A 17,979-nucleotide genomic window follows, 5' to 3' on the forward strand; every position below is an offset into this window, starting at 1 on the left:
CCGGGCGGGGCCGGGTGACCGGGCCTGTGACCATGGTGGTTCGCGCGACGCGGGCGCATAAGGAGGCACATTCATGTCAGCAGGGCACACGGCGGTAACCACCCCGTCAGGCGCTACGGCCGCCGCCGAGCCGGTGATCAGCTGTGAGACCCCGCAGGACGAGTGCGGGGTGCGGGACGTCTTGGACCGGCTCGGCGACAAGTGGTCCGTGTACGTGGTGGTCGAACTCGCCTCGGGCGTCCTGCGGTTCAAGGAGCTGCAGCGCAGGATTCAGGGCGACATCTCGCAGCGGATGCTCACGCTCACCGTGCGGCGCCTGGAGCGTGACGGGCTGGTCAAGCGCACCGTCCACCCGACGATTCCGCCGCAGGTCGAGTACGAGCTGACCGAGATGGGCCACAGCCTCACCCACCTGGTCAAGGCCCTCGCCGACTGGTCCATCGGTCACCGTCCGGCGATCGCCGCGGCGCGCGAGGCGTACGACGAGGCGGCTCAGCCGTGAGCCTGAGCCGGCCTCTTCCGCAGCGCTGACGCCACCGCCTCCGCGAGGATCGCGTGGCCCGTGTCGCCCGGATGCACCCCGTCCACCAGGTGCCCGGCGTCCAGCAGGCCGCCGCCCGGCAGCAGATCGGCGCCCGCGTCCAGGGCCGCCCGCTCCATGGCGGTGCGCAGGTCCCGCAGCGTGGCGCCGAGCACGTTCGGCACCGTCTCGGCGTCGGGGCGGAGCACGGGGGAGACGACCAGGAGGGGAACGTCCGGGTGTCCCCGGCGCACCAGGTCCAGGAACGCCCGCGCCGTCTCGTACAGCAGCCTCGCCGAGTGCGGCACCCGCGACCAGCAGTTCGTGCCGAAGGCAAGGGTGATCAAGTCGGCGTCCAGTGTGGCGAGTTGCTCGGCGGAGGCCAGCTCCCCGCGTGCGGCTCCCGCGTACCCGAGGTTCACCGTCTCCACGCCGAGGGCGCGTCCCGCCAGCGCGGGCCAGGCCAGATGCGGGCGGCTCGTCGACCACCCCTCGACGATCGAGTCGCCGTACACCAGCCACCGCGGCTGCCGCCGCCGTGGCCGCAGCGAGCCACCGCCGACGGGACGGAGTTCGGAGAGGGCGGGACGCAGAGTCTGGGGCAGGTGGAGGGTGAAGTCGCCGTTGGGGCAGGGAAGTTCAATCCGAACCGTGTGAGTGCCCGGTGACGCGGGGGTGTCGCGGGCGGGCTCCGGTGCCTGTGCCTGTGCCTGTGCCGGAGCGGCGGCTTGGGCGTGTGCGCGGAAGGCCGCCGCATCACCACCCCGCGCCGCAGAAGCGCCGCCGCTGCCCGCGAGGCTGGTGGGGCTGCTCGCTCCCGTCTGCGTGCCGCCGTCCCCGATGGCCGAGTCCGTGAGCAGTGTGAAGACCGGGGATGTCGTGCTGTACGCGTCCGTTGGTGAGGGGTGTGATGCGGTGTAGTTGAGTTCCACCGCGGGCACTCCCTGTGCCGTGAATTCGAGGCGGACCCCGGCCGGTAGGCCCGCTCGTTCCCACGTGTCCTGGGGGAGGCGCTCGCGGTCGGACGGGTCGGCGCGTGACGGTCGGCCGTCCTCCGTCCACCAAGGCGCACCCCGCACGAACTCCCTCATCGTGCGCCCCCGATGGTCGGATACGGGAACTTCACGCCGACCCCGCCGTCCACGACGAGCGTCTGCCCGGTGACGTACGCGGAGAGCGGCGAGGCGAAGAAGAGCAGGGCGGAGGCGATGTCCGAGGTCTCGGCGACCCGGTCGAGCGGGGCGTTGCGGGCATTCCGTTCGCGGCCCTCCTCGCCGATCAGGCCCGCCACGCGCGGCGTCCAGACGACGCCGGGTGCCACCGCGTTCACCCGTACACCGCGCGGGCCGTACTCCACCGCCGCCGAGCGGACCAGGGAGACCAGGCCCGCCTTGGCGGCCCCGTACGCGGCGTGCAGGGGTGCCGCCGTCAGGCCCGACACCGACGCGACGAAGACGAGCGGGCCGCCACCCGCGTCGGCGAGTGCCTCACCGCCGTACTGGACCGCCAGCCAGGCGTGCCGCAGGACGAGGGAGAAGTGCCAGTCCCAGGAGGCGTCGTCCAACTCGTCCAGAGGTGCGTAGCGGGCCATGCCGACGATGTCGACCACGCCCCCGAGCGGGCCCAACTCCCGTCGTGCGTAGGCGAAGAGCTCCCTCATCTCCTCGCGCCGCGTCACGTCCGCGACGTACGCGACCCCGCCCGTCTCGTCGGCGACCGCCTCCGCGCGGCCCTTGTCGAGGTCCACGCACAGGACCCGCGCGCCCGCCGCCGAGAGCGCGTGCGCGGTCTGGCGGCCGATGCCGTTGCCCGCGCCGAGGACGACGAAGGCGCGGTCGTCCAGGCGGTGCAGGGAGGCGTAGTCGGGGACGGGGGAGGTGTCGAGCGGCTCGCTCACGGTGCCGCCTGCCGCGGACGGTAGGACGCCAGCTCGGGGATGACTTCCTTGCCCAGGATCTCGATCGTGCGCAGGATCTCCTGGTGCTCCAGATAGCCCCACTGGACGTAGCAGATGAGCTGGTCGATGCCGAGGTCGGCGTAACGCTTCGCCTTGCGGACGATGGTCTCCGCGTCCCCGATGAGGATCATGTCGCCGTCGTTGAACTCCGCCACGGGGCCGCTTCCTTCGATGATCGGGGTGAGGAAGGGGAACGTCCGCTCGCGCTCGTCGGGGGTCAGGTGCGGCAGCTCCCAGTCGAGCGTGAACTGGGCCAGGTTGCGGTACCACCAGGCGACCGAGTCCCAGACCCGCCGCGAGGGGCGGTCCGCGACATGCACCAGCGTGTACGCGCTGACGCGGTCCGTGGTCACGTCCGTGATCGGGGACGGGGTACGGGCCGCCGCGCGGTAGGCGGCGACCTGACGGGCCATGGCGTCGAGCGGCTGCATGATCGAGAAGGAGAGCAGGCCGAGGCCCGCCGCGCCCGCCACCTCCGCCGAGCCGGGGGACGTGGCGGCCATCCAGCAGGGCGGGTGCGGGTCCTGGACCGGCTTCGGGGTGACCATCCGCCGGGGGAAGGTGAAGCGCTCCGACTCGTAGGCGAAATACTCCTCGCGCCACATGCCCGTCACGATCTCGATCGCCTCGCGCCAGTCGGACCGCGACTGCTCGCGGTCGACGCCAAAGGCCGTCTGTTCCATGGGAGTCGAGCGGCCCGTGCCCCACTCCACGCGTCCGTCCGACAGGACGTCCACGGCCGCCACCTTCTCCGCGATCCGCTGCGGGGGAGTGAAGCCGAAGGGGGTGAGCGTGACGCCGAAGCCGAGGCGTATCCGCTCGGTGAGTGCCGCGAGATGGCCGAGCAGAACTTCGGGCGCGGGGCAGTGCGAGCGGCCCTCGCGGAAGTGGTGCTCCACCGCCCACACCGTGCGGAAGCCGACCCGGTCCGCGAGCCGGATCTGCTCCACGGCCTCGCGGTATGCGCGCTGCTCGGCGGTGCGCTGGCCGTGCGGATGGGGTCCGCTCCATGGCTTCGGTACGTCGATCTCGTACAGCACATCGAGGTCCATGGCCTGCTGCCTCCCTCTCGACCGGGGTGCACGATGGGGGAGATCTGACGAAGTGTCAATGACTTCCCCGGCGCCCCGGCACGCAACGGACGAAACGGACCGCGCAACGAAGACCCGCCGGACGGGGACGTACGCAACGATCATGCGGGTCTGCGCAACGTTGCTGCATTACGTACGTGAAGCGCGCCTCATAGAGTCATCCGCTGTACGTGGTGTGGCGGGGACCGCCTGCTCGGCGGTCCCCGTCCATGCATGGGAGCTGCCGCCGGTCCCGCCCGCCCTGACCGCCTGACCGGCAGCGATGAAGGAGCCATGCGTGCTCGACCAAGGCGCACCCCCGCAGAACCGACCGAGTCCCCAGGGGGTCGCCGGGTTCGGCAGCCGTCTGATGCGGCGCAAGCCGGTGGAACTCCTGGTCGCGGAGGGCGGCCAGGGTGAGGGCGGCTCACTGCGGCGCTCACTCGGCATGTGGCAGCTGACCATGATCAGCATCGGCGCCACCCTCGGCACCGGCATCTTCGTGGTCCTCGGCGAGAGCGTCCCCAAGGCCGGGCCCGCCGTCACCATCTCCTTCGTGATCGCGGGACTCACCGCCCTCTTCTCCGCGCTCTCGTACGCCGAGCTGGCCGGCACCATACCGGTGGCGGGCTCCTCCTACTCGTACGCGTACGCAACCATGGGCGAACTCATCGCCTGGGTCTGCGGCTGGTGCCTGGTCCTGGAGTACGGCGTGTCCGTGGCCGCCGTGGCCGTCGGCTGGGGCGAGTACCTCAACGAACTGCTCGACGGCACCATCGGCGTCACCATCCCGGACGCCCTCTCGGCGGCGCCCGGCGAGGTCGACGGGGCCATCATCAACCTGCCCGGCCTGATCGTCGTGCTGCTCGCCATGGTGTTCCTGCTCGGCGGCGCCAAGGAGTCGGCGCGGGCCAACACGATCATGGTCATCGTGAAGATCGCCGCGCTCGTGCTCTTCTGCACCATCGGCTTCATGGGCTTCAAGTCCGGCAACTACTCGGACTTCATGCCGCTGGGCACGGCCGGTGTCAGCGCGGCCGCCGCGAGCCTCTTCTTCTCGTACATCGGCTTCGACGCCGCCTCCACCGCAGGTGAGGAAGCCAAGAACCCGCAGCGCGACCTGCCCCGCGCGATCATGCTGTCGCTGATCATCGTCACCGCCCTCTACGTCCTGGTCGCCGCCGTCGCCGTCGGCGCCTGGAACTGGAAGGAATTCGAGGGCTCCGAGGCCGCGCTCGCCGCGATCATGAACGACGTCAGCGGCCAGAGCTTCTGGGGCACGCTGCTCGCCGCGGGCGCCGTCATCTCCATCGCGTCCGTCGTCCTGACCGTCCTCTACGGCCAGACCCGCGTCCTGTTCGCCATGTCCCGCGACGGCCTGGTCCCCAAGGCGTTCGGCAAGGTCAGCAAGAAGACCGGCACGCCCCGCGTGAACACCGTCATCGTGTCGCTGTTCTGCGCGGCGCTCGCCTCGGTCATCCCGCTCGGCAAGCTCGTCGACGCCACCAGCATCGGCACGCTCTTCGCCTTCGGCCTGGTCAACATCGCCGTCATCGTGCTGCGCCGGACCCGCCCGAACATGCCGCGCACCTTCCGCGTGCCGCTCGGCTGGCTCTTCCCGGTCCTCGGCTTCGGCTTCTGCGCCTACAACATGTTCAGTCTCGACACCGTCACCTGGGTCGTCTTCGGTGTCTGGATGGCCGTCGGCCTCGTGTTCTACTTCCTGTACGGCATGAGCCGCTCCCGATTGGCCTCCGCAGAGAAGTGATCCACCCCCAGTGCGACTGAACGATCTCGACGAACGCATCGTGCACGCCCTCGCCGAGGACGCCCGCCGCTCCTACGCCGACATCGGCCAGCTGGTCGGGCTCTCCGCGCCGGCCGTGAAACGGCGCGTCGACCGGCTGCGGGAGACCGGGGCCATCACGGGATTCACCGTGCGGGTCGACCCGGCCGCGCTCGGCTGGGAGACCGAGGGGTTCATCGAGATCTACTGCCGTCGCAACACCTCGCCGGAGGCGATCCGGCGAGGTCTGGAGAGGTATCCGGAGATCGCGTCCGCGTCCACCGTCACCGGTGACGCGGACGCGGTCGTCCAGGTCTTCGCCGCCGACATGCGGCACTTCGAACGGGTACTGGAACGGATCGCGGGTGAGCCGTTCGTGGAACGGACGAAGTCCGTGCTCGTGCTCTCGCCCTTGATGCGGCGCTTCTCCTCCGGGGCGCCCGCTTAGTCAGTCCGTCGGGTACGTGGGGTGCCAGGGTGTGACGTCGAAGTCGCCGGTGCTCTTCTTGACCTTCTCGAAGGGGGCGGAGCTGGTGCACTTGGTCAGCTTCTTCGTCCCGTCGGGGTGGCCCACCGCGGCCCAGCTGTAGCCCACGCGATCGTGCTTGCCCTGGTCGTGGACCGTGAAGCCCACACGGCCGCCCTTGATCTCCTTCAGGTTCGTGTCGGTGATGATGCCGGTGGCCGTGGCCACCTTGCCGCCCGTGATCAGGCAGTCGATGCGGCCCTTCGCCCAGCCGCCCTCGCCGCCCGGCTTGTCCAGGTGCACGAACTTGAAGGTGCCGGTCGCCTTGTCCGGGCGCATGGTGTCGCGCTGCGCCAGGTGCGCGTCGAAGGTGAACGTCACGTCCTCGGTGGTCTTGCGGTACAGCTTCGCGCTGCCGGTGAGGGCGGCGGCCTCGCGGGCCCGGGAGTCCGAGGCGGCCTCGGATGCTCCGCCGCCGTCCGACGCGACGGCGGCTCCCACCGCCCCCAGGGACAGCAGCAGGGCGGTCCCGACGGCGATCGCGCGGCTGCGCGTGCTGGTCGGGCGGCTGTCGGTGATCCGGGTGCTTGCGTTGCGGCTCACGGGGAGCCTCCGTCCGAAGTGCCGTTCACCCGGTCCTTCCGGGCGAGATCACCGTCTCGCGGCAGGGGGTACCGGCACGTCCGGCCACAGGCGGCAATCCGCCTCCGCCGCGCGGCGGGGAACACCTCCGCCCGCCCTGCACCCGGCGGTGGACACGGCTACGGCTCCGGTCCCACACCGTCGCGCAACGAATCGCCGCCGAGGGGCCCGTACGCGCAACAGATCAAGCATCTGCCCGCAACGCTCGCGCCTTGTCCCGGCAGGGCCGCCGACCGTACCGTCTAACGGACCCCACCTGCCCCTTCGTACGCCCCGAGGATCCGCCATGCCTGCGCTGCGCACCGCCCTGCTCCAGAGTTCCGGGCAGCTCGGCTCCGTCGCCGAGAACCTCAAGGCGCTCGACGACGCCGCGGGCCGTGCCGCTGCGGCGGGCGCGGGCCTCCTTGTCGCGCCCGAGCTGTACCTCACCGGGTACGCGATCGGCGACGACGTGCCGCGCCTCGCCGAGGCCGCCGACGGTGCGTCGGCCGCCGCGATCGCCGAGACCGCCGTACGCCACGGCGTCGCGATCGCCTACGGCTACCCGGAGCGGGACGGGGAGCGGGTCTTCAACTCCGTCCAGCTGATCGGTCCGGATGGTGTCAGTCTCGCGAACTACCGCAAGACCCACCTCTTCGGCTGCTTCGAGCGCGACTACTTCACTCCCGGTGAACAGACCGTCGTACAGGCCGAGTTGAGCGGTCTGCGGGTCGGTCTGATGATCTGCTACGACGTGGAGTTCCCGGAGAACGTCCGCGCGCACGCCCTCGCGGGCACCGACCTGCTGCTCGTGCCCACGGCCCAGATGCACCCCTTCCAGTTCGTCGCCGAGTCGGTCGTGCCGGTGCGGGCCTTCGAGAACCAGATGTACGTCGCGTACGTCAACCGGGTCGGCAAGGAAGGGGAGTTCGAGTTCGTCGGGCTCTCCACGCTGGCAGGACCCGACGGTGTCGCGCGCACCCGTGCCGGACGGGACGAGCAGCTGGTGTTCGCCGACGCGGACCCGGTCTTCCTCGCCGCGTCGCGCGAGGCCAACCCCTACCTCCGCGACCGCCGCCCTGGTCTGTACGCCTCCCTGGTCTGACCCCTGGTCCGCGCCGCCCCGAGCTTCCCCTTCTTCTGTTCTGCCGTTCCCGCAAGGAGTCCGTACCCCATGACGTCCACGGTGCCCACCGCCGTCCAGCACACCGACGCCCAGCCGCCGATCACCATGTTCGGTCCGGACTTCCCTTACGCGTACGACGATTTCCTCGCCCACCCGGCCGGCCTCGGCCAGATACCCGCGACCGAGCACGGCACGGAGGTCGCGGTCATCGGCGGCGGCCTGTCCGGCATCGTGGCGGCGTACGAACTGATGAAGATGGGCCTCAAGCCCGTCGTCTACGAGGCCGACCAGATCGGCGGCCGACTGCGCACCGTCGGCTTCGAGGGCTGTGACGGCGAGCTGACCGCCGAGATGGGCGCGATGCGCTTCCCGCCGTCCTCGACGGCGCTGCAGCACTACATCGACCTGGTGGGCCTCAAGACCCAGCCGTTCCCCAACCCCCTCGCGGAGTCGACCCCCTCGACGGTCGTCGACCTCAAGGGCGAGTCGCACTACGCCGAGACCGTCGCCGACCTGCCGCAGGTCTACCGCGACGTGGCGAAGGCGTGGAACGACTGCCTGGAGGAGGGCGCCGACTTCTCCGACATGAACCGCGCCCTGCGCGAGCGTGACGTGCCGAAGATCCGCGAGATCTGGTCCAAGCTCGTAGAGAAGCTCGACAACCAGACCTTCTACGGCTTCCTCTGCGAGTCCGAGGCGTTCAAGTCCTTCCGGCACCGCGAGATCTTCGGCCAGGTCGGCTTCGGCACGGGCGGCTGGGACACCGACTTCCCCAACTCCATCCTGGAGATCCTGCGCGTCGTCTACACCGAGGCCGACGACCACCACCGCGGCATCGTCGGCGGCAGCCAGCAGCTGCCCCTGCGCATGTGGGACCGCGAGCCGCAGAAGATCGTGCACTGGGCGCCCGGCACCTCCCTGAGCTCGCTGCACGAGGGCGGCGTGCCGAAGCCCGCCGTGACCCGTCTGGACCGCACCGCGGGCAACCGCGTCACCGTCACCGACGCATCGGGCGACATCCGCACCTACCAGGCCGCGATCTTCACCGCCCAGTCCTGGCTGCTGCTCTCGAAGATCGCGTGCGACGACACGCTCTTCCCCATCGACCACTGGACGGCGATGGAGCGGACCCACTACATGGAGTCCTCCAAGCTGTTCGTGCCCGTGGATCGGCCGTTCTGGCTGGACAAGGACGAGGAGACCGGGCGTGACGTCATGTCGATGACGCTCACCGACCGGATGACGCGCGGCACGTACCTGCTCGACGACGGCCCGGACAAGCCCGCCGTCATCTGCCTCTCCTACACCTGGTGCGACGACAGCCTGAAGTGGCTGCCGCTGTCGGCGAACGAGCGCATGGAGGTCATGCTCAAGTCGCTCGGCGAGATCTACCCGAAGGTCGACATCAGGAAGCACATCATCGGCAACCCGGTGACGGTGTCGTGGGAGAACGAGCCCTACTTCATGGGCGCCTTCAAGGCGAACCTGCCGGGGCACTACCGCTACCAGCGGCGGCTGTTCACCCACTTCATGCAGGAGTCGCTGCCCGAGGACAAGCGGGGGATCTTCCTTGCCGGGGACGACATCTCTTGGACGGCGGGGTGGGCCGAGGGTGCGGTGACGACCGCCTTGAACGCCGTGTGGGGCGTCATGCACCACCTGGGCGGTGGCACGGACGCGACCAACCCGGGGCCCGGGGACGTGTACGACGAGATTGCTCCCGTCGAGCTGCCTGAGGACTGACACCGCCGTCTTGCTCAGGGCGCGTGGGGACCTGCCGGACCGTCGTGGCTGGTCGCGCAGTTCCCCGCGCCCCTAGGGCTGCGCCCCTTCGGGGCACTCGCCCTATACCCCGGCCGCCCTCGCCGCCTCGTACACCTCCGCCGCCAAGTCCTTCAGTTCCTCCGCGTCCCTCGTGCTGCCCTGTAGTTCGATGAGGATTTCCTCCACCGCGCCCGTCGAGGCGTGTGCCTCGAGGTCCTCGACGATTTGGGCGACGTTGCCCCGGAAGGGGGCGCGCTTCTCGCCCTCGTACGGCTGCGCCGTGTACCGCGCGTTGGCCCGCAGGACGCTCTGGACCGGCTCGGTGCGGCCCCGCTCGGCAGCGAGTTCCTTCAGTGCCTGGGCCTGTTCGGCCAGCTTCTCGGCGCCCACGCCCACCGGCATCCAGCCGTCGGCGCGGTCGACGAGCCTGCGCAGGGCGCGCGGGCTGTTGGCGGGCAGCAGGATGGGGATGGGGCGGGCGGGCTTGGGGCCGACCACCGAGGGGGTGATCGTGGTCAGCTCACCCTCGTACGACACCGGGTCCGGGCCCCACACCGCGTGGCAGACGTCGATCAGTTCGTCCAGGACCTTGCCGCGCTTCTCGAAGGGGGCCACCCCCGAAGCCGCGTACTCGTCATGGGACCAGCCCGTGCCGAACCCCGCGACGACGCGGCCGCCGCTCGCCGCGTCCAACGTCGCCAGCGAGCGCGCCAGTTGGAACGGCACGTGCAGCGGGGCGACCAGGACGCTGGTGCCCAGGCGGGCCCGCTCGGTGGCTGCGGCGGCCAGGGTCAGTGTGATCAGCGGATCGGGCACCGAGCGGTAGGTGTCGGGCCAGGGCAGGCCCTCGACGCCGTACAGACCCTGGGTCGCGGGTTCGGGGAACAGGACGCGTTCGTAGACCCACAGGCTCTCGTACCCGATCTCCTCGGCGGCGCGGGCGACAGCCGGGACGTCCCGGCCGATGCTGTACTGCCGGCCCTGCGGGAGGCTGAGGCCGAGTCGTGTGGCCATGCTGGTGCTCCTTCGCGTCCTGGGTCATCCGGGGTCACTGCCTTCAACGTACAGCTACCGTCCGGGAGTTCCTCGGCGCGGGCACACGGCGGCCGGATCAGTCCGGCAGGGGAGTGAGCAGCATCCGGCCCACCAGGCCGACCGCTCCGTCCAGGCGCTCCAGGAACTCGTCGGCGACGCCGGGCAGTTCGTCCAGGGCCCGCATCGTCAGTGCCGTCGCCCAGGCGCTGTCCCTGGCCCGCTCCAGGCTCCAGGAACCCAGCAGGTGGGTGAGCGGATCGGCGATCTGGAAGAGGTCGGGGCCCGGCATCAGGTCCTCGCGGATGCTCTCCTCCAGCGAGACGAGGATGTCGCCCACGCGGTCGAACTCGTCCTCCAGGTCGGCCGGTTCACAGCCGAGCGTACGACAGGTGTCCAGGACGGCCAGCGGAAGGTCGTGGCCGATGTGCGCGTTGATGCCCGCGAGCGCGAACTGCAGCGGACGTACGCCGGGATGGCGCCGGAGCTGGAACAGGGGGCGCCAGCAGGCAGGCGGCCTGCGGTCGGCGGCCACCGCGTCGACCGCCCGCAGATAGCGCTCGGCGAAGAGCACGTCCAGCGTGACCGCGGCTGCGCTGTCCGGAAAACGCCCGGTGTCGAGATGGCGTCCCACCTCTTCGGTCACCGACAGATAGACCCGGTTGAAGACCCCGACCCCGTCGCCCGAGGGGAATCCGGCGCCCAGCGCGCGCATCCGCGTCACCACGCCGTCCACCCCGTGTGCCGAGCCCGTGAACTCCGCGAACCGCTCCGACTGCGCCATGGTGGCAGGGTCCCAGCCGTAGGCTGGCCCGAGTGCCACCGCACCGGCCGCTTCCCCAGAACGAGGGAACGGCGACCGTGTGTGCCCCTGGGGAGGGGAGCCGGCGCGCCGTGTCAGGGGGACACGGGAGAGGGGAGGGACAGCACACCGTGACAGGTAAACGCGCACGACATCGCGCCGACAGGACGACTGAGCGGAGCGCCGGGCACTCAGGCGCCGCCCGCCGCGGTGTCATGGTCGCCGCGGCCTCGGTCGTGGCCGCAGTCGGCACCGTCACCGGCATGGTGTCCGCCCTGGACGAAGGCGGCGGCAAGGACCAGGCGCGCCCGAAGGTGACGAAGTCGCCGACGCTCGAACCGCTGCCCGCCGTGCCGACGCCGTCCGCCACGAAGACCTCGGCGAAGCCTTCGCCCGCGAAGTCCTCCACGGCCCCGAAGCCGAAACCGAAGCCCTCGACGCAGCGCCCGAAGAAGCCGACCAGCGCCGCCGCCCCGGCCGCTTCCCTCTACCGGCACGGCGATTCGCAGGTCCTGGACTGGGTCAGGGCGAACCGGAGCGACCCGCGCAGGCCGCTCATCGAGTCGCGGATCGCCGCCCACCCCGCCGCCGTGTGGTTCGCGGACTACGCGCCGGGGACCATCACCTCCCGGGTGCGCGCGGTGACGTCGAACGCCGGGAGCCGGGTGCCCGTCGTCGTGCCGTACGCGATACCGGACCGCGACTGCGGTGGCGCGTCGCAGGGCGGGGCGCCGGACCTCGCGGCGTACGACGCGTGGATCGAGAAGTTCGCCGCGGGCCTCGGCTCCGGCGAGGTCATCGTCATCCTGGAACCGGACGCGATCGCGCTCTCCGAGTGCCTCTCGGCGCAGGAGCGCTCGGCCCGCTATGCCTCGCTCGCCCGCGCGGGCCGCACCCTGAAGGCCGCCAACCCCAGGGCCAGGGTCTATTACGACGCCGGGCACTCCGGCTGGAACGCCGCGGCCAAGCAGGCCGGACGGCTGCGCGCGGCGGGCGCGGCGTCCTCCGCGTCGTCCGACGGCGTCTTCACCAACGTCTCGAACTTCCACCGCACCGACGCCGAGGCCGCGTACGCACGCAAGGTCCTGTCCGCGCTCGGCGGTCCGGCGGGTCTCGGCGCCGTCATCGACACCAGCCGCAACGGAAACGGCGCCCCGGCGGACGGCGAGTGGTGCGACCCGGACGGCCGCACGCTCGGGCCGAACCCGACGCTGCGTACCGGCCAGGCCCGCATCGACGCCTACCTGTGGGTCAAACTGCCGGGCGAGTCCGACGGCTGCAAGGGCGCGCCGGGGACGTTCACGCCCGGCTACGCCTACGACTTGGCGCGCGGCTGAGGGCCGTCGCCCCTCTCGTCGGCGTCGGCGTTGGCGTCCCGGTCGGTGGCGTCGTACGTGGACGTGCCCGAATCGAGCAGCGGCTCCTGCGACTTGAGGTGCGGCGGCGCGAAGGCGCGAAGCACGTGGTAGCCGGTGATCACGACGATGGTGCCGAGCGCGATGCCGCTCAGCTCGAAGTTGTCGGTGATCTTCAGCGAGACGCCGCCGACGCCGATGATGATGCCCGCGGCGGCCGGGACGAGGTTCAGCGGATTGCGCAGATCCACCCCGGCGTTGATCCAGATCTGGGCGCCGAGCAGGCCGATCATGCCGTACAGGATGACGGTGATGCCGCCGAGCACGCCGCCCGGGATGGCCGCGACGACCGCGCCGAACTTGGGGCAGAGGCCGAAGAGCAGGGCGAAGCAGGCGGCGGCCCAGTACGCGGCGGTGGAGTAGACGCGGGTCGCGGCCATCACGCCGATGTTCTCGGAGTACGTCGTGTTGGGCGGGCCGCCGACCGCCGTGGAGAGCATGGAGGCGGCACCGTCGGCGGAGATCGCGGTGCCGAGCTTGTCGTCCAGGGAGTCGCCGGTCATCTCGCCGACCGCCTTGACGTGTCCGGCGTTCTCGGCGACCAGCGCGATGACGACGGGCAGCGCGACGAGGATCGCGGACCACTCGAAGCTCGGCGCGTGGAAGGTCGGCAGGCCGATCCAGTCGGCGTTGCCGACGGCGGAGAGGTCCAGGCGCCAGTGGTCGACGACCTTGCCCGAGCCGTCCGCCGAGTGGATCTTGCCGAAGACCAGGTCGAGGACCCAGGACAGGACGTACCCGAAGATCAGCCCCAGGAAGATCGCGACGCGTGACCAGAATCCGCGCAGGCACACCACGGCCAAACCGGTGAACAGCATCACCAGGAGCGCCGTCCACTGGTCCTGCGGCCAGTACGTGGACGCCGTGACCGGGGCCAGATTGAAGCCGATCAGCATGACGACGGCGCCGGTGACGATCGGCGGCATCGCGGCGTGGATGATCCGCGCCCCGAACTTCTGGACGGCGAGGCCCACCAGGAACAGCGCCGCGCCGACCACGAAGACCGCGCCCGTGACGGTCGCGGAGGAGCCGCCCTGCGCGCGGATGACGGCGGCCACGCCCACGAAGGAGAGCGAACAGCCCAGGTAGCTGGGCACCCGGCCGCGCGTGGCGAGCAGGAAGATGACCGTCGCGACGCCCGACATCATGATCGCGAGGTTCGGGTCGAGGCCCATCAGGACGGGCGCCACGAAGGACGCGCCGAACATGGCGACCACGTGCTGGGCGCCGAGCCCGAAGGTGCGCGGCCACGAGAGCCGCTCGTCGGGACGGACGACTGCTCCGGGCGCGGGGGTGCGCCCGTCGCCGTGCAGTCTCCAGCGCACGCCGAGATCCATGGTTCAGTTCCGCCTTCTGTGCGCCCGACTTTGTCAAGACCCGAATGAGTCAGCGCAATGTTAATCCGGCGTAAGGTTCACGGGTTCCCGGCGGGCGCGTCCGCCGGGACGACCGGAGTGGCCTCGCGGCCGTCCGTGCGCAGCACTCCCGCGAACACCGCGAGCCCGCAGGCGAGCACGGTCACCAGGCCGAAGGAGACGACCAGGCTCGTCGCGTCGGCGAGGGTGCCGATCGCGGACGGGGCGATCAGGCCCGACGTGTACGTGATGGTGGCGACGCCCGCGATGGCCTGGCTCGGGTTCGGTCCGCTGCGTCCTGCCGCGGCGAACGCGAGGGGCACCACGACCGCGATGCCGAGCCCGAGCAGCGCGAACCCGGACATGGCGACCGCCGGGTGCGGTGCCACCACCACGAGGAGACCGCCGAGCGCCGCGACCACGCCGCCCACACGGACCGTGCGGACCGCGCCGAAGCGGTCCACCACCGCGTCGCCCGCGAGCCGCGCGATGGCCATGGTGAGCGTGAACCCGGTGGTGCAGGCCGCCGCGACACCGGCCGAGCTGTCCAGGACGTCCCGCAGATAGACCGCCGACCAGTCCAGGCTCGCGCCCTCGGCGAAGACCGCGCAGAAGCCGACCGCGCCGATCAGGAGCGCCGACTTGGGCGGCAGCGAGAAGCGCGGCGGCGCCACGTCCTCGGGCTCCGCCTGGAGGTCGAGCACGCCCCGGCAGGCGATCAGGCCGATCGCGGTGAGCGCCGCGGCGGCGAGCGCGTGGTGCAGGCGCGCGTCCGCGCCCAGATGGGCGGCGACCGTGCCGGCCGCGGAGCCGATGAGGGCGCCGACGCTCCACATGCCGTGCAGTCCCGACATGATCGACTTCTTCATGCGGGCCTCTACCTCGACGCCGAGGGCGTTCATCGCCACGTCCGACATGCCCGCCGTCGCGCCGTACACGAACAGGGCCAGGCAGAGCGTGAGCAGGTTCGGCGCGAGCGAGGGCAGGATCAGGGAGAGCGTCCACAGGGCGAGCAGGCCGCGCAGCGCGGTCCGTGCGCCGAAGCGGTGGCTGACCCAGCCCGCGAGCGGCATCGCCACGGAGGCGCCGATCGCGGGGAAGGCGAGGGCGAGGCCGAGCAGTCCGGCGCTGAGGTCTGCGTGCTCCTGGATCCAGGGCACGCGGGTGGCGAAGGAGCCGGTGACGGCGCCGTGCACACAGAAGACGGCCGCCACGGCGTACCGCGCCCGCTTCAACTGCCCTACGTCGTAGGTCACTTCACTCATCGATGCCCTGCCCCTCCCGAGGTGCCGCCCGCTACGGCGACGTAAACTATCAGGAACCCTGCCTGATAAATAGCAGCTTTATGGAAGGATCCCCGGCATGCCCGCATCACCGAGCACCGCCCGGGCCATCAACGACCGGCTCGCCCTGGGGCTCCTGCAGCGCGAAGGACCGCTGACGGCCAACCAGTTGAAGCAGCTCACCGGCCTCTCCCGGCCCTCGGTCGCCGACCTGGTCGAGCGCCTCCAGGGCTCCGGCCTGATCGCCGTCGTGGGGGAGGCGGGTGCCCGGCGCAGGGGGCCCAATGCCCGGCTGTACGGGATCGTCGCCGACCGGGCCCACCTTGCGGCCGTCGACGTACGCACCGACGGCCTCTCCGTCGTGGTCACCGATCTGCTCGGCGCGGTCCTCGCCGAGGCCTCCACGCCCATCGGCGGCGACACCCGCACCGGGCCCGCCGTCGAACGTGCCGTCGCCCTCGTGGAGCGCACCGCGCGGGACGGCGGGGCCCAGCGGCTGCACACCGTGGCGATCGGCGCCCCCGGCCTCATCGACCCCGCCACCGGCGAACTGCGCGACACCACCTCGCTGCCCGCCTGGCACCGCCGCCTCGCCGGAGCGCTCCAGGAGCGGCTCCCGGCCCGCGTGCTCGTGGAGAACGAGACCAACCTCGCCGCCCGCGCCGAGCAGCGTGACGGCGCCGCCCACGACCGCGACACGTTCGTCCTCCTGTGGCTCGGCGAAGGCGTCGGCGCCGCCGTCGTGCTCGACGGGACCTTGCGCCGGGGGGCGTCCGGCGGCACCGGGGAGATCGGCTTCCTGCCGGTGCCCGGCACACACGTACTGCCCTCCGCCACGTCCTGCGAAGGCGGCTTCCACTCGCTGGTCTGCGCCGCCGCCCTGCGCGAGCTCGGCGAGAAGCACGGCATGGCGGCCGGGGGCGAGGCCGCGGACATGGTGCGCCGCGCGGTGGAGTCGGGCCCCGAGGCCTTCCTCGACGCCGCCGCCGACCGTGTCGCCGTGGGCGCCGCCGCCATGGCCGCCATCCTCGACCCCGGCTGCGTCGTCCTCGGCGGTGAGGTCGGCCGCGCGGGCGGCGACGCGCTGGCCGCCCGGGTGGCGGAGCGCCTCGCCGCCATGTCCCCGCTGCACACCGAGGTGCGCGCGAGCGTGCTCGGCGGCGCGGCCGTGCTGCGGGGCGCGCTGCTCGCTGCCCGGGACGCCGCGCAGGACGACCTTTTCGGGCCGGGACAGGGGCCCGGACACGGAGGCTGAGACCCGATGCGGGGGTCGTCACCGCCGGTCAGAGGTCTGTCACAGGCTGCTGTGAGCCAGGCCACAGGGGTTCGCCCGTATGGGCGCCGATCAGGCGTGGCACACTGGCCTCGTACCAAAAGCAGCGCACTCCGGGGTCGGTGTAATTCCGAACCGGCGGTTATAGTCCGCGACCCGGCCGCCTCCAGCGGTCGGTTGACCAGGTGAAACTCCTGGACCGACGGTGAAAGTCCGGATGGGAGGCAGTGCGCGGCGGGCGGGCATTCGTGCACGTCGCCGAGTGGCTTGTTTTTGGGATACCCGTTTTCTCGGGTTTCCCGGGGAGAGGTCTCGTTTCCGGCGACGCTCCCGGTGTCGCAGTCCGTACATTCTGTCGTCATCGACAGGCCCCGGAGTCCGTGCCCCATGAGGCAGGAGGACCCGGTGGCCACCGCACCCGCAACAGCAGCGGACGAGCACGAGCTCGCCGCCATGCGCCGTGCCATCTCGCTCGCCGCCCTCGGGCTCGGCTCCACCAGCCCCAATCCGGTCGTCGGATGCGTGATCGTCGACGCCGCCGGAGAGATCGTCGGCGAGGGACACCACCAGCGCGCCGGCGGCCCGCACGCCGAGGTCCACGCCCTGCGCGCGGCCGGCGAGAAGGCCCGCGGCGCCACCGCCCTGGTCACCCTCGAACCCTGCAACCACACCGGACGCACCGGCCCCTGCGCCCAGGCGCTCATCGACGCCGGCATCGCCCGCGTCGTCTACGCCGTCGGCGACCCGAACCCCACCGCGACCGGCGGTGCGCAGCGCCTGCGCACCGCCGGGGTCGACGTGCGGGCGGGCCTCCTGGAGGACGAGGCCGCCGCGGGCAACGCCGCCTGGCTCACCTCCGTACGCCTCGGCCGCCCCCACGTCACCTGGAAGTACGCGGCGACGCTCGACGGCCGCATCGCCGCCGCCGACGGCAGCAGCCGCTGGATCACCTCCGCCGAGGCCCGCGCCGACGTCCATCGGCTGCGCGCCGAGTGCGACGCGGTGGTCGTCGGCTCAGGCACCCAGCGCGCGGACGACCCGCACCTCGCCGTGCGGGGCATCGAGGGCGCCGTCCAGCCGCTGCGCGTCGTCGTCGACACGAACGGCACCGCGGTGACGCCCGGCGCCCGCGTCCTGGACGACGCGGCGCCCACGCTCGTCGCGGTCGCCGACAACGTGACCGCCGAAGGCACGGCTCAGACCGTCCGACTGCCGCGCGCGGACGGTGGGTTGGACATCCCCGCCCTCCTCGACGAACTCCACACGCGCGGGGTACGGGCCGTCCTCCTCGAAGGCGGGCCGACCCTCGCCGGAGCCTTCGTCGCCGCGGGCGCCGTCGACCGCGTCATCGCCTACCTCGCCCCCGTCCTGCTCGGCGCGGGCCCCGCCGCCCTCACCGGCGGCGGAATCACGACCATCACCGAAGCGTTGCGGCTCGACGTGAGCGAGACCGTCCGCATCGGCCCCGATCTGCGCGTCACCGCGACCCTCGTAGCGAAGGAGCACTGA

At 71.6% G+C, this 17,979-nt stretch carries 16 protein-coding genes and 1 riboswitch; of the genes, 8 read left to right on the forward strand and 8 right to left on the reverse strand.

What is annotated here, in order from left to right:
* Positions 1-73: 73 nt before the first annotated feature.
* The gene (locus tag AB0I66_RS29885) at positions 74-502 is read left to right on the forward strand and encodes a helix-turn-helix domain-containing protein (RefSeq protein ID WP_363211038.1); all 429 of its coding nucleotides are present in this window, start codon (positions 74-76) and stop codon (positions 500-502) included.
* Here AB0I66_RS29885 and AB0I66_RS29890 read toward each other — a convergent pair.
* Genes AB0I66_RS29890 through AB0I66_RS29900 form a run of 3 tightly spaced genes read right to left on the reverse strand, consistent with a single transcriptional unit; the run spans position 493 to position 3,529 of the window.
* Positions 493-1,611, reverse strand: coding sequence for a GDSL-type esterase/lipase family protein (locus tag AB0I66_RS29890; RefSeq protein ID WP_363211039.1), 1,119 nt, complete (start codon positions 1,609-1,611; stop codon positions 493-495). The two genes, AB0I66_RS29885 and AB0I66_RS29890, sit on opposite strands and share 10 nt — an antisense overlap.
* Positions 1,608-2,417 carry an SDR family oxidoreductase gene (locus tag AB0I66_RS29895; RefSeq protein ID WP_363211040.1) on the reverse strand — a complete coding sequence of 270 codons (810 nt, stop codon included), beginning with the start codon at positions 2,415-2,417 and terminating at the stop codon, positions 1,608-1,610. Before AB0I66_RS29895 ends, AB0I66_RS29890 begins: the two co-directional genes overlap by 4 nt.
* Complete coding sequence (locus AB0I66_RS29900; RefSeq protein ID WP_363211041.1) at positions 2,414-3,529, reverse strand: LLM class flavin-dependent oxidoreductase; 1,116 nt, start codon at positions 3,527-3,529, stop codon at positions 2,414-2,416. Before AB0I66_RS29900 ends, AB0I66_RS29895 begins: the two co-directional genes overlap by 4 nt.
* 316 nt (positions 3,530-3,845) lie before the next feature.
* Here AB0I66_RS29900 and AB0I66_RS29905 point away from each other — a divergent pair, with 316 nt between their 5' ends.
* Both AB0I66_RS29905 and AB0I66_RS29910 read left to right on the forward strand, forming a co-directional pair.
* Positions 3,846-5,315 carry an amino acid permease gene (locus tag AB0I66_RS29905; RefSeq protein WP_363211042.1) on the forward strand — a complete coding sequence of 490 codons (1,470 nt, stop codon included), beginning with the start codon at positions 3,846-3,848 and terminating at the stop codon, positions 5,313-5,315.
* Positions 5,316-5,325: 10 nt separating this feature from the next.
* Positions 5,326-5,781, forward strand: coding sequence for an Lrp/AsnC family transcriptional regulator (locus tag AB0I66_RS29910; RefSeq protein ID WP_363211043.1), 456 nt, complete (start codon positions 5,326-5,328; stop codon positions 5,779-5,781).
* On the opposite strand, the gene AB0I66_RS29915 is transcribed toward AB0I66_RS29910, so the two are convergent.
* Positions 5,782-6,402, reverse strand: a complete 621-nt coding sequence (locus AB0I66_RS29915; protein ID WP_363211044.1) for a Repetin — start codon at positions 6,400-6,402, stop codon at positions 5,782-5,784.
* 325 nt (positions 6,403-6,727) lie between these two features.
* Between AB0I66_RS29915 and AB0I66_RS29920 the strand changes: the two genes are divergently transcribed.
* Both AB0I66_RS29920 and AB0I66_RS29925 read left to right on the forward strand, forming a co-directional pair.
* A complete protein-coding gene (locus tag AB0I66_RS29920) occupies positions 6,728-7,525 on the forward strand; it encodes a carbon-nitrogen hydrolase family protein (RefSeq protein WP_363211045.1) in 798 nt (265 codons plus the stop codon).
* A 69-nt stretch (positions 7,526-7,594) separates the two neighbouring features.
* Positions 7,595-9,289 carry an NAD(P)/FAD-dependent oxidoreductase gene (locus AB0I66_RS29925; RefSeq protein WP_363211046.1) on the forward strand — a complete coding sequence of 565 codons (1,695 nt, stop codon included), beginning with the start codon at positions 7,595-7,597 and terminating at the stop codon, positions 9,287-9,289.
* Positions 9,290-9,391: 102 nt separating this feature from the next.
* Here AB0I66_RS29925 and AB0I66_RS29930 read toward each other — a convergent pair whose 3' ends face one another.
* Both AB0I66_RS29930 and AB0I66_RS29935 read right to left on the reverse strand, forming a co-directional pair.
* Positions 9,392-10,324 (reverse strand): LLM class F420-dependent oxidoreductase, encoded by a 933-nt coding sequence (locus AB0I66_RS29930; RefSeq protein WP_363211047.1) that lies wholly within the window; start codon positions 10,322-10,324, stop codon positions 9,392-9,394.
* A gap of 97 nt (positions 10,325-10,421) precedes the next feature.
* Positions 10,422-11,126 (reverse strand): DUF5995 family protein, encoded by a 705-nt coding sequence (locus AB0I66_RS29935; protein WP_363211048.1) that lies wholly within the window; start codon positions 11,124-11,126, stop codon positions 10,422-10,424.
* Between the two features lie 233 nt (positions 11,127-11,359).
* Here AB0I66_RS29935 and AB0I66_RS29940 point away from each other — a divergent pair, with 233 nt between their 5' ends.
* Positions 11,360-12,481 carry a glycoside hydrolase family 6 protein gene (locus tag AB0I66_RS29940; protein WP_363211049.1) on the forward strand — a complete coding sequence of 374 codons (1,122 nt, stop codon included), beginning with the start codon at positions 11,360-11,362 and terminating at the stop codon, positions 12,479-12,481.
* Here the strand turns inward: AB0I66_RS29940 and AB0I66_RS29945 are convergent.
* Together AB0I66_RS29945 and AB0I66_RS29950 are read right to left on the reverse strand one after the other, a co-directional pair.
* Positions 12,460-13,896, reverse strand: coding sequence for a solute carrier family 23 protein (locus AB0I66_RS29945; protein ID WP_363211050.1), 1,437 nt, complete (start codon positions 13,894-13,896; stop codon positions 12,460-12,462). The two genes, AB0I66_RS29940 and AB0I66_RS29945, sit on opposite strands and share 22 nt — an antisense overlap.
* A 77-nt stretch (positions 13,897-13,973) precedes the next feature.
* Positions 13,974-15,179: an MFS transporter gene (locus tag AB0I66_RS29950; protein ID WP_363211051.1), complete on the reverse strand. Its 1,206-nt coding sequence runs from the start codon at positions 15,177-15,179 to the stop codon at positions 13,974-13,976.
* Positions 15,180-15,276: 97 nt separating this feature from the next.
* Here AB0I66_RS29950 and AB0I66_RS29955 point away from each other — a divergent pair, with 97 nt between their 5' ends.
* Positions 15,277-16,452, forward strand: coding sequence for an ROK family transcriptional regulator (locus AB0I66_RS29955; RefSeq protein WP_363211052.1), 1,176 nt, complete (start codon positions 15,277-15,279; stop codon positions 16,450-16,452).
* A 122-nt stretch (positions 16,453-16,574) separates the two neighbouring features.
* A riboswitch (FMN riboswitch) is annotated at positions 16,575-16,705 on the forward strand.
* Positions 16,706-16,857: 152 nt separating this feature from the next.
* Complete coding sequence (gene ribD, locus AB0I66_RS29960) at positions 16,858-17,979, forward strand: bifunctional diaminohydroxyphosphoribosylaminopyrimidine deaminase/5-amino-6-(5-phosphoribosylamino)uracil reductase RibD (protein ID WP_363211053.1); 1,122 nt, start codon at positions 16,858-16,860, stop codon at positions 17,977-17,979.

The sequence above is a fragment of the Streptomyces sp. NPDC050439 genome (genome assembly GCF_040655335.1).
In the GTDB taxonomy this organism is placed as follows: Bacteria; Actinomycetota; Actinomycetes; order Streptomycetales; family Streptomycetaceae; genus Streptomyces.